At 42.6% G+C, this 14,586-nt stretch carries 15 protein-coding genes; 3 read left to right on the top strand and 12 right to left on the bottom strand.

All coding sequences use genetic code 11. From position 1 onward, the window contains the following. Nucleotides 1–141: 141 nt before the first annotated feature. Complete coding sequence (locus tag AB7E53_RS07555; protein ID WP_446771899.1) at nt 142–987, bottom strand: ROK family protein; 846 nt, start codon at nt 985–987, stop codon at nt 142–144. Between the two features lie 116 nt (nt 988–1,103). Then, a complete protein-coding gene (locus AB7E53_RS07550; protein WP_446774988.1) occupies nt 1,104–2,777 on the bottom strand; it encodes a putative transporter in 1,674 nt (557 codons plus the stop codon). A 197-nt stretch (nt 2,778–2,974) separates the two neighbouring features. Here AB7E53_RS07550 and AB7E53_RS07545 point away from each other — a divergent pair, with 197 nt between their 5' ends. Beyond that, nucleotides 2,975–3,784, top strand: coding sequence for a peptidylprolyl isomerase (locus tag AB7E53_RS07545; protein WP_446774986.1), 810 nt, complete (start codon nt 2,975–2,977; stop codon nt 3,782–3,784). A gap of 28 nt (nt 3,785–3,812) precedes the next feature. After that, on the top strand, nt 3,813–4,184 hold the full coding sequence (locus AB7E53_RS07540) for a hypothetical protein (RefSeq protein ID WP_245832542.1): 372 nt from the start codon (nt 3,813–3,815) through the stop codon (nt 4,182–4,184). Nucleotides 4,185–4,273: 89 nt separating this feature from the next. Here the strand turns inward: AB7E53_RS07540 and AB7E53_RS07535 are convergent, their stop codons facing one another. The 6 genes from AB7E53_RS07535 to AB7E53_RS07510 all read right to left on the bottom strand — a co-directional run bounded on the left by AB7E53_RS07535 (nt 4,274) and on the right by AB7E53_RS07510 (nt 10,874). Beyond that, nucleotides 4,274–5,845 carry an FAD-dependent protein gene (locus AB7E53_RS07535; RefSeq protein ID WP_350456249.1) on the bottom strand — a complete coding sequence of 524 codons (1,572 nt, stop codon included), beginning with the start codon at nt 5,843–5,845 and terminating at the stop codon, nt 4,274–4,276. 83 nt (nt 5,846–5,928) lie between these two features. Continuing rightward, nucleotides 5,929–7,299, bottom strand: coding sequence for a DNA repair protein RadA (gene radA, locus AB7E53_RS07530; protein WP_371690083.1), 1,371 nt, complete (start codon nt 7,297–7,299; stop codon nt 5,929–5,931). Between the two features lie 6 nt (nt 7,300–7,305). Continuing rightward, nucleotides 7,306–7,521, bottom strand: a complete 216-nt coding sequence (locus tag AB7E53_RS07525) for a hypothetical protein (RefSeq protein ID WP_079682921.1) — start codon at nt 7,519–7,521, stop codon at nt 7,306–7,308. Between the two features lie 56 nt (nt 7,522–7,577). Continuing rightward, nucleotides 7,578–9,779: a GH92 family glycosyl hydrolase gene (locus AB7E53_RS07520; RefSeq protein WP_446774984.1), complete on the bottom strand. Its 2,202-nt coding sequence runs from the start codon at nt 9,777–9,779 to the stop codon at nt 7,578–7,580. Nucleotides 9,780–9,866: 87 nt separating this feature from the next. Continuing rightward, nucleotides 9,867–10,673, bottom strand: a complete 807-nt coding sequence (gene tatC / locus AB7E53_RS07515; RefSeq protein ID WP_079682919.1) for a twin-arginine translocase subunit TatC — start codon at nt 10,671–10,673, stop codon at nt 9,867–9,869. 6 nt (nt 10,674–10,679) lie between these two features. Next, entirely contained in the window at nt 10,680–10,874 is a 195-nt protein-coding gene (locus tag AB7E53_RS07510; protein WP_350456759.1) for a twin-arginine translocase TatA/TatE family subunit, read from the bottom strand. 126 nt (nt 10,875–11,000) lie between these two features. Between AB7E53_RS07510 and fabD the strand changes: the two genes are divergently transcribed. Next, the gene (gene fabD, locus AB7E53_RS07505; RefSeq protein WP_068186917.1) at nt 11,001–11,882 is read left to right on the top strand and encodes an ACP S-malonyltransferase; all 882 of its coding nucleotides are present in this window, start codon (nt 11,001–11,003) and stop codon (nt 11,880–11,882) included. Between the two features lie 69 nt (nt 11,883–11,951). On the opposite strand, the gene rny is transcribed toward fabD, so the two are convergent. The 4 genes from rny to AB7E53_RS07485 all read right to left on the bottom strand — a co-directional run bounded on the left by rny (nt 11,952) and on the right by AB7E53_RS07485 (nt 14,540). Beyond that, the gene (gene rny, locus AB7E53_RS07500; protein ID WP_079682918.1) at nt 11,952–13,493 is read right to left on the bottom strand and encodes a ribonuclease Y; all 1,542 of its coding nucleotides are present in this window, start codon (nt 13,491–13,493) and stop codon (nt 11,952–11,954) included. Between the two features lie 100 nt (nt 13,494–13,593). Then, the gene (locus AB7E53_RS07495; protein ID WP_068186914.1) at nt 13,594–13,890 is read right to left on the bottom strand and encodes a cell division protein ZapA; all 297 of its coding nucleotides are present in this window, start codon (nt 13,888–13,890) and stop codon (nt 13,594–13,596) included. Between the two features lie 5 nt (nt 13,891–13,895). After that, entirely contained in the window at nt 13,896–14,189 is a 294-nt protein-coding gene (locus AB7E53_RS07490; RefSeq protein ID WP_079682917.1) for a hypothetical protein, read from the bottom strand. A 150-nt stretch (nt 14,190–14,339) separates the two neighbouring features. After that, the gene (locus AB7E53_RS07485) at nt 14,340–14,540 is read right to left on the bottom strand and encodes a winged helix-turn-helix domain-containing protein (protein ID WP_068186909.1); all 201 of its coding nucleotides are present in this window, start codon (nt 14,538–14,540) and stop codon (nt 14,340–14,342) included. Nucleotides 14,541–14,586: the final 46 nt, after the last annotated feature.

Raw genomic sequence — 14,586 nt, 5'->3', positions numbered from 1 at the left:
GTGATAAGCGATCAAAATCGAATCGAAAGAAAAATCAATCCAAAATGGGCGGCTTGAAGCTTTTTTGAAAAACGAAACAAAAAAGAAAGAGGATGTGCCAATTACTTTGTTTTGACACACCCTCATATAATTTCTCAGCTATCAATAACAAAGAGACACAGCACCCAGGATACCGGCATTCTCCAGAGTAGAGAATTCGATCTGCAGATTACGGATTGAGTTAGGATATGGGAAATCCTTCAGTCCTTCCAACATACTTGCTTCATAAAAGCGATGCGCATCCGCAACCGATCCTCCAAAAACGATCATCTGGGGATCCAATGTAAGCACCACGATCTTTACCGCATCAGCCAGATGAAGTCCGAATTGTCTGTAAGCCTCTAAAGCCCTGGAATCTTGCTGAACAGCCAGATCATACATCTCCTTTCCGTTTGTCTGCCATACATTCATAAAGTAACTTCCGCTGCAATAATATTCCAAATTATGTTCCTTATATGGTATTTCACCAAATTCACCGGATCCACAATTGGCATCGGCAAGCAGCTGGCCTTGCTGAATAATTCCACCACCCAATCCGGTACCGATGGTAAGACCAACGAAGTTAGACACCGTCTGCCCTTTACCGAAGTATCGTTCGCCGAGGGCAAAACAATTGGCATCATTATCAACAAAAACCGGAACCGAGAAACGTTGGGTAAGCAGCTCTTTCAAGTGAACCTCCTCCCAATAAGGTATATTTGCCACATTGTAAACAATGCCGGCACGACGGTCAACCACACTTGGTACTCCGATACCTATGGAAAGGACTTCCTTATCGAAGACCTCTGATATTATTGAAATCAGAGCCTGAATTGTTTCTTCACACGATTTGGCAAACCGGGGAGTTGGCCATATTTTCAAATCAACAATGACGCCATCTTTTACTTTGGCAACTCGCATATTCGTTCCACCCAGATCAACGCCGATATAAGATCCCTCTTTTTTCATCTTAGAATGTATTTAGATTAATGAAAGGCACTCAAAAGTATGTATAATTTTCAAAACAAAAAAATACGCGGGATCTTCCCTTGAGGAAAGTCCCGCGTACAGTAATCTATATGTATTTATACAAAGAACAAAATCAACAACTGCGCCGTAAGCACACGAAGAAACATGGTTAACGGATAAACCGTTGCATATCCAACAGCCGGTGCATCATTACCTGCGGTCATATTTGCATAGGCCAATGCAGGAGGATCCGTTGTACTACCGGCAATAAGTCCCATCAAGGTAAAATAATTCAATTTAAAGAAATAACGACCTATTGTCCCGATAATCAGCAATGGAATCGTTGTAATTGCAAAACCGTAACCGATCCAGGAAAGTCCGCCGTTATTTACGATTGTATCTATAAATCCGTCTCCGGCACCAATTCCTACACAAGCAAGGAAAAGGGTGATCCCTATCTCACGCAACATTAAGTTTGCACTCATGGTAGTATAGGTAACCAATTTATATTTATAACCGAAACGGCTGATTAGAATAGAAACAATCAGAGGACCACCAGCCAATCCTAACTTTACAGGCTGAGGAATACCCGGAAATACAAAAGGAATACTTCCAAGGAATATACCTAAGAAAATTCCTACAAAAATAAACAGCAAATTAGGCTCATTCAAACGCTTCATCGAATTACCTAACACCTTTTCAACAGATTCGATGGCCGATTCGGTACCAACCACATTAACACGGTCGCCCACCTGTAAGGTCAGATTCGGATTGGCAACCAGATCAACCCCCGAGCGGTTTACCCTTGTAATATTAACTCCATACAAATTGCGTAACTTCAATGTACCCAAACGCTTTCCGTTAAGCTCTGACTTAGTGATCAGAATACGACGGTTGATGAACTGGCTGTCTTTGCGAATCCACTCCTTACGGTCCATATCGATCTCTTCACCAATAAAAGTTCTCAATGCTTCGGCATCCCGTTCGGTTGTTATTACAAATATCTTGTCGTTTTCGCATAAAACCGTTGTGGAAGAAGGTATCTCAACATCGTTGTTTACATGGCTGATACGTGAGATAACAAATTCACGGTTTTCAATAAGGGCACTCACCTCACCTACCGATTTATTAAAAATAGCCGGATTCTTCACCATCAATGAGATTGGTTTAGCTTCATTGGTATTTTTTCCTTCGGTAGCATTTAATGCCTCATTTTCTTTTTCGAACGACACACGGAAAACATAACGGATTACAATCAATGAAAGGATAATCCCAACCACACCAAGCGGATAGGCTACCGCATAACCCAATGCAATCGTATTGTCTGTTGTACCGAAAACATCGTTATAGGCTTGCTGTGCCGCACCTAGACCAGGTGTATTTGTAACAGCACCGGAGAGTATTCCAACCATCGTAGCCATAGGTACTCCGGTAACAAAGTGAAGTATAATGGTTGTTGCAACCCCTAAAAGAACTATTCCGCAAGCTAACATATTCAGCGTGATTCCTCCTTTTTTGAAAGAAGAGAAGAAACCAGGCCCAACTTGCATACCTACAGAATAAACGAACAATATCAATCCGAACTCCTTCATAAAGTGTAAAACTTCATGATTCATTTTAAAACCGATCTGTCCGAGTAAAATTCCAACGAAAAGGACGAAAGTAATTCCCAAAGAAATGCCAAAGATTTTAATCTTACCTAACTGGATACCAGCCGCAATGACAATAGCCAATAGCATTACCGAGTGCGCAATTCCTTCGCCCCACAACAATTCATTCAACCAACTCATAATTAATTATTTACCTTTATTACCGTTAAAAACCAGTGCAAAGTTAACCATATTATTTGTGTTTAACAACATATTTATTTTACCTTTACGAAATTATCAGCATAACTACATGCTGCGTAACTTTGCAAATAAAGGATAATGATCAGATAAAAACGACTCTGTCTAAATCCGCAATATATTATCACAACTATATAGAAATGAAAAAGTTGCATTTTATTTTAATAAACATTATGCTGTCGTCCGTTTTGGCATATTGTTATGCACAGGAAAAAACGGTCACATTTACAACCAGCGCCGGTGTTATCAAGGTCCGTTTATACGATGATGTACCCAATCATACCTCCGTATTCATAAAAAAAGCGGCTAACGGAGACTATAACGGCACCCTCTTTACCCGAGTTATTAAGGAATTTATGATTCAGGGAGGATCACCCGACTCAAAAAATGCTCCGGCAGGTGCCAGATGTGGATTTGGAGATCGGAGATCGGAGATTTTACCGGAGTTTCGAAACCATTACTTTCATAAAAAGGGAGTATTGGCAGTACCTCGTCAGAACGACGACATCAACCCAAAAAAGAAATCGGATATGTCTCAATTCTTTATCGTTCATGGAAAAGTATATACCGATGGAGCACTGGACACTCTCGAACTGATTAAAAATCAACCCATTCGACGCAAAGCAATGGATACCTATTATAAACCGTTTAAAACAGAGTTGGAAATCCTTAAAAAAGATAATCCACGGGAATTCAATAAGCGTGTTGTAGAGATAAACAGCAAAGTCGACTCCGTAATCCGTTCTACACCCGGGCACCTCATCTTTACCGAAGAACAACGTAAAGCCTACACAACCCTGGGTGGTTGTCCGCATCTGGACGGATTCTACACCATCTACGGCGAAGTAACAGAAGGTTTCGAAGTGATTGATGCGATAGCGAATCAACCTAAAGACGCTTACGACCGTCCTAAAAAAGATATCCGAATTATAAAAGTAACCATCCAATAGTAAGAGTATGCTTAAAAGAGATTTCATCATGGTACAAATTGAGGAATTGGGTAAAGTACTGGCACAACTCTTCGATATACGTCACGATTCAAACGACGGGAAGTCAGCGTCCCTTATCGACACATTGTATACATCTTTAAAGATAGACAAGCACCAGGCACTTACAATGGATTTGGAAACCCTTCGGATAAAACTAGACCAGGGAGATCATGCGGGACTTCAAAGGATGGAACTGATAGCCAAAACAATGCTTGAAGAAAGCTTCCATAACAGCATAGAGGCAAGAGCACTACTTACAAAAGCGAAGGACATATTAACCTATATTCAAAAATCTGATCAGACATTTTCGTTGGAACGTGTTGAATTGATCGACTTCATATCAAATCTATTGAAAGATTAGTCCCCCGAAAAAATATAATACGAGAGAGGATGAACTTCTATAAGTTCATCCTCTCTCGTATTATTAAGATATATAAAAACGGATTCGTTTCAGATACGCGATAAACTGCTGAAGCATGCATCCACTCCTTCGGCACATCGTTCGCCGTCGATGGCGGCAGAAACAATTCCTCCTGCATACCCAGCCCCTTCACCACAAGGGAATAAACCCTTTATTGTAACGTGCTGCATGCTTTCACGATCCCTTATTATACGTACCGGCGATGAAGTTCTGCTCTCCACACCAATCATCACAGCCTCGTTGGTAAGGAATCCATGAGACATCTTGCCAAAATTACGGAAACCTTCACGCAATCGGCTCGTAATAAATTCCGGCATCCAGAAATGTAAGGGAGAGGCGAGTAATCCGGGAGCATATGAAGTTGGCGGAGTATCACCCGAATTCTTTTTATTTACAAAATCGACCATACGCTGAGCCGGTGCAATTTGCTTCATTCCTCCGTTCAACCAGTTCAGTTCTTCCAGATGCTCCTGAAACTTCATTAGTGCCAACTCTTTATGCGATGCATATTCCGGAAAGTCCTCGGGATGAATTTCTACCACCATACCCGAATTCGACCATTTGGATCCTCGTCTCGAAGCCGACATACCATTCACAACCACCTGTTTAGGACCGGTTGCCGCCGGTACCACAACACCTCCGGGACACATACAGAAAGAATAGACTCCTCTTCCCTCACTTTGAGTTACAAAACTATATTCAGCGGCGGGCAGGTATTCTCCCCGGCCATCGGCCCGGTGATATTGTATTTTATCGATTAACTCCTGTGGATGCTCCAACCGGACACCAACCGCGATACCTTTCGCCTCAATGGGCACCTGGGTGCGCTGTAGATAATAATATACATCCCTTGCAGAATGGCCAGTCGCCAAAATAACCGGCCCTATGAAAGTCTTCCCTGTGTTTGTCTCTACTCCAATAACCTCATCTCCTTTACGAATCAAGGCATCCATACGTGTTTCAAAATGAACCTCTCCACCGCATGCCACAATCTGATTCCGCATATTCTCAATAATAGAAGGCAACTTGTCCGTTCCAATATGAGGATGTGCATCAGCAAGGATAGATGAAGTGGCTCCAAACTGACAGAAAACATTCAGAATCTTATCTACAGATCCCCTTTTCTTGCTTCGCGTATATAGTTTGCCATCGGAATAGGCTCCTGCTCCACCTTCGCCAAAGCTATAGTTCGACTCTCCGTTTACAATATGTTCGCGGCTAATCTGGGCAATATCCCTACGCCTGTCGTGAACATTCTTCCCTCTTTCGATGATTACCGGACGGTAGCCCAGTTCTATAAGACGCAGTGAAGCAAAAATTCCTCCGGGACCAAAGCCAACTACAATAACCGGTTTTCCATTGGAAACATCCTTGTATTCGGTAGGTATATATTCCAGCTCCGTAGGCTCTTCATTAATAAAAACACGCAATTTAAGATTTATCAAGATGGTTCGCTGTCTTGCATCAACCGAACGTTTCAAAATCCGTATAGCACGAACTTCGTCAGCCCGGATTCCTCCTTCGCGTACAACCACCTGTGTTAAAGCCTGTTCGTTGGCAGCCTCCTCTGGCAAAACCCGTAACTGAAACTCTTTTATCATTGTTTTTTATTCTTTTATAGGATATAACAGTAAATGCCGCCGGCTTGTTGCATTCGTTCCCGGCATTGACCCTTTTGGAATACTTATCCAAACAGCTGACGGAATGCCTCTTCCACCTTCTTTACCTGTATTATCTGAATCTTTGTTTGCCGCAGGTCAAATCCTTTAAGGTTGTTGTAAGGTATTATTATCCGTTTAAACCCTAATTTTTCGGCCTCGAGAATACGTTGTTCGATACGGTTGACCGGACGTATCTCGCCCGAAAGGCCTACCTCTCCGGCCATACAAATATCCGGATCGATACTGATATCCAAGCTCGATGATAGCACAGCACTGATAACAGCCAAATCTATAGCCGGATCATTCACTTTCAATCCACCGGCAATATTCAGGTAGACATCCTTTTGCACCAGCTTAAAACCGGCCCGCTTCTCCAGAACGGCCAACAGCATATTCATTCTGCGGATATCAAATCCGGTAGCACTTCGCTGAGGTACGCCATAGACAGCCGAGCTTACCAATGCCTGTGTTTCTATTAAAAACGGACGCATCCCTTCGATGGCGGCAGCAATGGTTACACCACTCAGCCCTTCATGGTTCTGGGTTAGCAACAACTCGGACGGATTGCTTACCTGGCGCAATCCGTTCTGACGCATTTCGTAAATACCTAATTCGGATGTACTTCCAAACCTATTCTTAATACTTCGCAGAATGCGGTACATATAATGCTGATCCCCTTCAAATTGCAGAACCGTGTCCACAATATGCTCCAGCACCTTAGGTCCGGCAATACTCCCCTCCTTGTTAATATGACCAATAAGCAATACGGGAGTACCTGTCTCTTTAGCATACTTTAGAATAGCTGCCGAACATTCACGAACCTGCGAAACACTTCCGGGAGAAGACTCCACCACTTCTGTGAACATTGTCTGAATAGAATCGATAATCACCAAATCGGGTTGAATGGTACTTGCCTGAACAAATATTTGTTCGAGATTGGTTTCGCAAAGGATAAAACAATCCGGATTCTGATGTTGTAACCGGTCGGCACGCAACTTAAGCTGACTGCTGCTCTCCTCTCCTGATACATAAAGAGTTTTAAGTCCGGTCAGACCCAACACTGTCTGCAAAACCAATGTCGACTTTCCGATACCCGGCTCACCGCCAATCAGAACAAGGGAACCTTTAACCAGTCCCCCGCCCAAAACCCTGTTAAGCTCTTCGTCCATCAAGTTGATACGACTTTCTTCTTTCGACGTGATATCCCTAAGAAGTACCGGGCGTACTTTGGACGATTCCGTAAGTCCCGGAATAATCCGTTTGGCCGGCGATTCCTTTATCATCACCTCTTCCACGTAGGTATTCCATTCGCCGCACGAGGGACATTTCCCGACCCATTTGGGAGAATCTGCCCCGCAGGAAGAACAGACATAAACCGTTTTCGTTTTAGCCATGGGTACTTAGTATCTCTTGGTTTGTTTCAAACGAGCCGGACTACCGGACCAGGAGCAACCCAGACAATAAATCTTATCCAGGTTAAACCCATCCAGCGATTCGCCTTCATTTTTCGGACAGATACTCAGATCTTCCATAACGTAAACCAATCTACGTTCTCCGGCATCGTTCATAATATAGAAATTGGGTATATTACATTGGGGACAATTCAACTTTCTCATACTCTACAAATTAATTTAAAAACAAAAGTACAAAAAAGAAATACAATATCACCCTGTTATTTATACCAAACCGGTCCCGGAGTAGCTCCCATTGTAAATTCTACCGATGCACCGCTTAGAATAAGGTCGTGCGTCAGATAGCTTTTATCGTACAGCTTTCCATTTACCTTAACCGACTGAATGTACTTATTCTCGCGCGAAACGGCCGGAGCTGTAACCGTAAAGATTTTTCCATTTGCCAGGTGCATAGATACTTTAGGGAATAAAGGGGTTCCAATTTCGTAAGTCAGCCCATTCGGATTTACCGGATAAAATCCCATGGCACTAAATACATACCATGCCGACATTTGTCCGCAGTCTTCATTCCCGCACAATCCTGCCGGTGTATTCAGGTATAACTCGTGCATCACTTTAGCAGTATATTCCTGTGTCTTCCAAGGCTGCTTTACTGCGTTAAAAAGATAAATGACATGGTGACTCGGTTCATTTCCATGGGCATACTGACCAATCATTCCGGTACTGAAGATAGGAAGATCATCCTTTGCATCGGGCGCATAGGTAAACATGCTATCCAGTTTCTGTGCAAAACGATCCGCACCACCCGTCAGACCGATAAGGTCCTCTATATTTTGCGGAACATACCAAAAATACTGCCATCCGTTACTTTCAGTAATATGCGTAGTATAGTCCTTGGCATCGAATCCATTAATAAAATTCCCTTTCTCATCACGGGGTTGCATAAATCCGGATTCCGGATTATACAGATTACGGTAGTTCTCAGAGCGCTTGCGGAATGTTTCGGCAATCTCCTTTTTACCCATCTTTTCGGCCATCAACGAAATACAGTAATCATCGAAAGCATATTCGAGGGTTTTGGAAACCGACTCACCCTCTTTCTCGTAGGGTATATATCCGTAAGACTTATAAAGGCCGATACCTCTGTAATCATCCATATTGGCCGTTGCAATACAGGCTTCCAGCGCATGCTCTGCATTAAAATCGCCGATCCCTTTCATATACGCATCCACAATTACAGGCACCGAATGGTAACCGATCATCATGTCTGTTTCGCTTGCAAAGAAGTTCCACACCGGCAAACGTCCGTTCTGGTCGTAAAAGGCAAGAAAAGATTTCACCATATCATTCACCCTTTGGGGTTGCGTAAAAGTAAACAACGGGTGAGCCGCACGATAGGTATCCCACAAAGAGAAGGTAGAATAATTCACCCAGCCGTCGGTTTGATGTACCTTTTTATCAGGGCCATAATAACCGCCATCCACATCGCTGTAAATAGTAGGAGCCAGCATGCTATGGTACAAAGCTGTATAGAAATTGGTGAGATCGTCAACATTACTTCCCTCAACCTTGATCTTACCCAGCTCCCGGTTCCAGCGATCTGCCGCTTCCCGGTGATAACGATCGAAATCCTCGTGGGAAGCTTCGGCAAGCAGATTCTTTTCTGCACCTTCCATGCTTACACCTGATATTGCCGTACGTACCAGTATCTCATCGTTTTGCTGTGTTGTAAAATCAAATCTACCCACATAGGCAGTTCCCATCCATTTCTTATCGGCCGGATTAATAACAGATGTAGTATCGAGTTTGTATCCTTCAAACGGTTTAGAAAATTTGGAAACAAAATAAATGCGTTGTCCACGTGCCCAACCCTCAGAATAACGATAGCCGCGGATGGTCACAGAATCGACCACCTCTATCTTCGAGTTGGTTGTAAAATCCCAGTTCATGGCTTTGGCCAAATTCAAATAAACAGATGCATCGGCCTTTGGAAACGTATATTTCTGAATTCCGCAACGTTCTGTGGCAGTCAGTTCTACATTAATATTATAATCTTTCAGCAAAACCCGGTAATATCCCGCCGAAGCAGCTTCGTCGTTATGCGAAAACAGGGAGTGAATTCCCAAAGGAGCCGGAGCCTCTTTAACAGGGTGCGTTACCGGCATAAAGGAGATATCATATAAATCGCCGGCCCCGGTTCCGGAGAGGTGCGTATGACTGAATCCGGCAATGGTACTGTCCGGATAAAAATAGCCTGCGATACGGTCCCAGCCCGGCAATCCGTTATCCGGACTAAGCTGCACCATTCCAAAAGGCACCTGGGCCCCGGGATAGGTATTACCCGTAAAATCGGTTCCGATAAACGGATTCACATATTTCACGTAATCGGCTTTCAATCTCTTTTCGGAAGCACAGCCTTGCAACACACAAATAATCAAGGTCAGAAGAAAAATTTGTTTCATTAAAATAAGCAGGTTACATTATTAATAAAAAAAGAGACGCACACTGTGGTTGCGTCTCTTTCATAATACATTTTTACAGATTAACTATTAATCTTCGTCCTCCTCAACTACCGGATCTTTCTTTACAAAGAAAGCACTCAGTTCGTACAGGAAGTAGAGCGGAATAAATACGATACTCAAAGTAAACGGGTCACTACTTGGTGTTATAAACGCAGCCCCCACTAATAACGCTACTACGGCATGTCTTCTGTACTTATGGAAGAAAGACTTGTGCAATAGTCCGATTTGTGAAAGTAACCACGACACCAAAGGCATTTCAAATACGATCCCCATGATAAATACCAACATCAGGAAATTATCCATATAGGAATCCAAAGACACCTGCTCCGTAATGGCCGCACTTAGCTCGTACGTTGCTAAAAAACGCAAGGTCATCGGGAATACTAAGAAGTAGCCAACACAACAACCAATAAAAAACATGATGGTCCCAAAAAAGAAAACCCAACGTACATTCTTTTTTTCGTTTTCGTACAAAGCCGGACTAATAAATCTCCATACTTCGTACATCATGTAAGGGAATGCCAACAACACCGCTAACCAAAAAGAGGTAGTCATGTGTGTGAAAAACTGAGAAGCCAGCTTGATGTTAACGATCTTCACTTCGAAGGAATCGTTACAAAAATCGGGCAACATAGAAAATTGCGAGCTAAGCTTGCACATTTCCCTGTACACAATAAAATCGGAAGTACACGGAGCCATAATTACATGGTCAAACAAGTAAGGCATTACCGCAAACCCTCCGATTGCAAATACAAAAAGAGCTAAAACAGTCCGAAATAAAGTCCAACGAAGTTCTTCCAGGTGGTCCCAGAAAGACATTTCATCTTGTTGCATAGATCTTTATTTCTTATCGGTATCGTCCAACTTAATATCGTCTTCCAGTCCTTTTACACCGTCTTTAAAGTTTTTCACGCCCTTACCGATACCCTTCATTAATTCTGGAATTTTCTTTCCACCAAAAAGAAGCAATACGATAATTGCAATGATAATAATTTCACCTGTTCCTAAATTTCCAAGAAATGCTAAGTTGTTCATGATATGTATGATTTAAATTAAACTTGTCTGTTTACAGGGGCAAAGATACTATTTGAAATGAATACTCCACTCTTTATTCTAAATTTATTACCTTTGCGCGTCTTAAAAAACTAAAATAAAGAAAAGATGAAAGCGTATGTATTTCCCGGACAGGGTGCCCAGTTTGTTGGAATGGGGAAAGATCTTTACGAAAATAATCCTCTTGCAAAGGAGATGTTCGAAAAGGCCAATGAGATTCTCGGATTCCGTATTACCGATCTGATGTTCGCCGGAACAGACGAGGATCTGAGACAAACCAAGGTTACACAACCTGCTATATTCCTTCACTCGGTTATTCTTGCAAAAACATTGGGAGACCAGTTCAAACCAGACATGGTTGCAGGTCATTCCCTTGGTGAATTCTCTGCTTTGGTAGCAGCAGGAGCACTATCTTTCGAAGACGGACTTGTACTTGTATCCAAACGTGCATTAGCCATGCAAAAAGCATGCGAAGCAACCCCTTCAACCATGGCTGCGGTTTTAAATTTACCTGATGCCACCGTAGAAGAGATTTGTGCTACCATTACCGACGAAGTCGTAGTTCCTGCCAATTACAATTGTCCGGGACAAATCGTTATTTCCGGATCTGTTCCGGGAATTGATGCGGCTTGCGAAAAGATGCTGGCTGCAGGCGCAAAAAGAGCCCTTAAACTAAAGGTTGGAGGCGCTTTCCACTCTCCATTGATGGAGCCGGCCCGTACAGAACTGGCTGAAGCTATTGAGCAGACCAGTTTCAACAAGCCTGTTTGTCCGGTATACCAGAATGTAAACGCGAAACCGCAGACAGATCCTGTTACAATCAAAGAAAACCTGGTTGCACAGCTCACAGCTCCGGTACGCTGGACTCAGTCGGTCGAAAACATGATTGCCGATGGTGCGGTTAAATTTACAGAAGTAGGACCGGGCGCCGTATTACAGGGATTAGTTAAGAAAGTAAACAAAGAGGTTGAAACCGAAGGAATTCAATAATTCAGACCTTTTCTCATAAAAAAAGCCGGCTTGATACAAGCCGGCTTTTTTATTCTATCTGTCTATTCTTTATTTTGCATAACTTACAGAACGGGTTTCACGGATTACCGTGATCTTAACCTGACCCGGATAGGTCATTTCATCCTGAATCTTCTTAGCGATTTCATTTGACAGGTTTTCGGTGGCAGCATCATCAATCTTATCTGCACCTACGATCACACGTAATTCGCGACCGGCCTGGATAGCATAGGTCTTCATTACACCCGGATACGACATAGCCAGTTGTTCCAAGTCATTCAAACGTTTGATATATGCTTCAACAATCTCGCGGCGGGCTCCAGGACGGGCTCCCGAAATTGCGTCACAAACCTGTACGATAGGAGCAAGCAATGAGGTCATCTCCACTTCGTCGTGGTGAGAACCAACGGCGTTACAGATATCCGGTTTCTCTTTGTATTTTTCGCAAAGCTTCATACCTAAAATTGCGTGTGGCAATTCCGGTTCGTCATCCGGCACTTTACCAATATCATGCAACAAGCCGGCACGTTTCGCTTTTTTGGGATTCAAGCCCAGTTCGGAAGCCATAACCGCACATAAATTGGCAGTTTCGCGTGCATGCTGCAATAAATTCTGTCCGTATGATGAACGATATTTCATCTTACCAATCAAGCGGATCAGCTCCGGATGCAAACCATGTACACCTAAATCGATGGCAGTACGTTTACCTGTTTCGATAACCTCTTCTTCCACCTGTTTTTTAACTTTGGTAACCACCTCTTCAATACGTGCAGGGTGAATACGTCCGTCCTGTACCAATTGGTGCAAAGCCAGACGGGCTACTTCACGACGAATCGGATCAAATCCTGAAAGAACAATAGCTTCGGGGGTATCATCCACCACGATTTCGATACCGGTTGCAGCTTCCAATGCACGGATGTTGCGACCTTCGCGACCGATAATGCGGCCTTTGATCTCGTCGGAGTCGATATGGAATACAGTAATCGAGTTTTCAATGGCGGTTTCAGTGGCAACACGCTGTATTGACTGAACCACAATTTTCTTAGCTTCCTTATTAGCTGTCATCTTAGCCTCTTCCACAATCTCGCTGATATATGCCGTAGCCTGCGACTTAGCCTCATCTTTCAATGATTCGATCAGTCGTTCCTTGGCTTCATCTGCCGATAATCCGGAAATAGTCTCAAGATGCTCAACCTCCTTCTGATGGAGTTTTTCAAGATCCTGTTTCTTCTTTTCGATAATTTCGAGCTGCGAATTCAAGTTCTCTTTAACAACATCAAGTTCGTTGTTCTTACGTTGTAATTCCTCTTGTTTCTGGTTGATTGTAAGCTCCTTTTGTTTCAATTTGGCTTCAATCGACTGAATTTTAGAATTACGTGCCGAAACCTGCTTTTCCAAGTCGGCTTTCAGATGTAAAAACTTTTCTTTTACTTCCAGTAATTTATTCTTTTTTATTACTTCAGCCTCTTTTTCAGCGTCCAGAAGTATCGCATCATACCTGGATTTGAAAAGGAAACGGATACCCAACCATGTGATTAGCCCCCCAATAAAGAAGGTCACAATTGAAAGTCCTATGATTATATACATTTCCATTAAACTAATTATTTATTCGTTTATATATAGATACAAAAAAAGCACTGCCGGTATATGAAACCATACACAGGAGTGCGGAAACTCTTCTTATTCTCATCAATTACCGATTGTTCAGATACCCATCGATTTCGTCTCCGAGTTCTCTCATCTTCTCTGCAAAAGGACTTGTATCATTCCGGTCCTCAAGCTGAAGATTCGACATCGACAACTGTAATGTAACCATGGCTAACAAATCTTTCACGTCCACATCGGACTTGTTAAATCTATTCCGATACTGAAGCATCTTATTGCGGATCTGCTTTGCTGCTTCCCGCGCCAGCTGCTCATCACTCCGGTCTATCCATAAACCGTAAGATCTATCGGCTATATCTACATGTATAAGAAACTTATCGTCCATCGCTTCTATTCATTTAATAGTGCAATGCACTTATCTACTTCCCGCACTAACCTTGATAACCGCGTTTTGGCACTCTTAATCTCTCCCTCTTTAACGGAGACAACCCGTGCCGTAAGCAGGTTATTGCATTTGATTGCCAACTCTTCCGAACGAAGAATTTCTTGCTGTAATTCGGACTCTTTCAGTTCCAACAATGCTCTAAGCCTGTCCAACTCCTCTCTCTGTTCATCGCACAAAGACATCAATTGTCTGACTTTAGATTCAAAAACAGCTATCAATTTTACTTGTTCTTCGGTCATTTCGCACCAAATTCTACACAAAAGTAACCTTTTGGATTGAATTAAACAACAACTGTATCAATTATTTTACGACTAAATCAATTTGTAAAATACAAAAGGCCGTTCAATCATATCGAACAGCCCCTCTTTCCTTTGTTTGATCGCACTTATTTAAATAAGTGAGACCATCAAATTGGCATCTTCCTCTTCGAAAGCAATTTTATTTTCCTTAGCAAGCCAGCCAAAAGCGGCATATAACTCTTTGTCGGTTTTTATTTTTGTTGCTTTCTTAATGGACTTTACATCCATACGCCCGCCTTCGTTCAAAGCGTTCCACACAAGACCGGCATTCATACCAATAGATTCAATCATGTTCACTAATTTTGATTAATAATAAGGATAATACTACAAATGTATA

This window comes from Macellibacteroides sp., from assembly GCF_050251695.1.
Classification (GTDB): domain Bacteria; phylum Bacteroidota; class Bacteroidia; order Bacteroidales; family Tannerellaceae; genus Macellibacteroides; species Macellibacteroides fermentans.
The sequence above is the reverse complement of the archived record's forward strand: the minus strand, read 5'-3'. Positions and strand labels throughout refer to the sequence as shown.

Coding starts and splice junctions, on each gene's coding strand:
- AB7E53_RS07510 (WP_350456759.1), bottom strand. CDS start 10,874: ATGAACAACTTAGCATTTCTTGGAAATTTAGGAACAGGTGAAATTATT.
- AB7E53_RS07485 (WP_068186909.1), bottom strand. CDS start 14,540: ATGATTGAATCTATTGGTATGAATGCCGGTCTTGTGTGGAACGCTTTG.
- AB7E53_RS07535 (WP_350456249.1), bottom strand. CDS start 5,845: ATGATAAAAGAGTTTCAGTTACGGGTTTTGCCAGAGGAGGCTGCCAAC.
- AB7E53_RS07550 (WP_446774988.1), bottom strand. CDS start 2,777: ATGAGTTGGTTGAATGAATTGTTGTGGGGCGAAGGAATTGCGCACTCG.
- AB7E53_RS07495 (WP_068186914.1), bottom strand. CDS start 13,890: ATGGACGATAAGTTTCTTATACATGTAGATATAGCCGATAGATCTTAC.
- AB7E53_RS07520 (WP_446774984.1), bottom strand. CDS start 9,779: ATGAAACAAATTTTTCTTCTGACCTTGATTATTTGTGTGTTGCAAGGC.
- tatC (WP_079682919.1), bottom strand. CDS start 10,673: ATGCAACAAGATGAAATGTCTTTCTGGGACCACCTGGAAGAACTTCGT.
- fabD (WP_068186917.1), top strand. CDS start 11,001: ATGAAAGCGTATGTATTTCCCGGACAGGGTGCCCAGTTTGTTGGAATG.
- radA (WP_371690083.1), bottom strand. CDS start 7,299: ATGGCTAAAACGAAAACGGTTTATGTCTGTTCTTCCTGCGGGGCAGAT.
- AB7E53_RS07540 (WP_245832542.1), top strand. CDS start 3,813: ATGGTACAAATTGAGGAATTGGGTAAAGTACTGGCACAACTCTTCGAT.
- rny (WP_079682918.1), bottom strand. CDS start 13,493: ATGGAAATGTATATAATCATAGGACTTTCAATTGTGACCTTCTTTATT.
- AB7E53_RS07490 (WP_079682917.1), bottom strand. CDS start 14,189: ATGACCGAAGAACAAGTAAAATTGATAGCTGTTTTTGAATCTAAAGTC.
- AB7E53_RS07555 (WP_446771899.1), bottom strand. CDS start 987: ATGAAAAAAGAGGGATCTTATATCGGCGTTGATCTGGGTGGAACGAAT.
- AB7E53_RS07545 (WP_446774986.1), top strand. CDS start 2,975: ATGAAAAAGTTGCATTTTATTTTAATAAACATTATGCTGTCGTCCGTT.
- AB7E53_RS07525 (WP_079682921.1), bottom strand. CDS start 7,521: ATGAGAAAGTTGAATTGTCCCCAATGTAATATACCCAATTTCTATATT.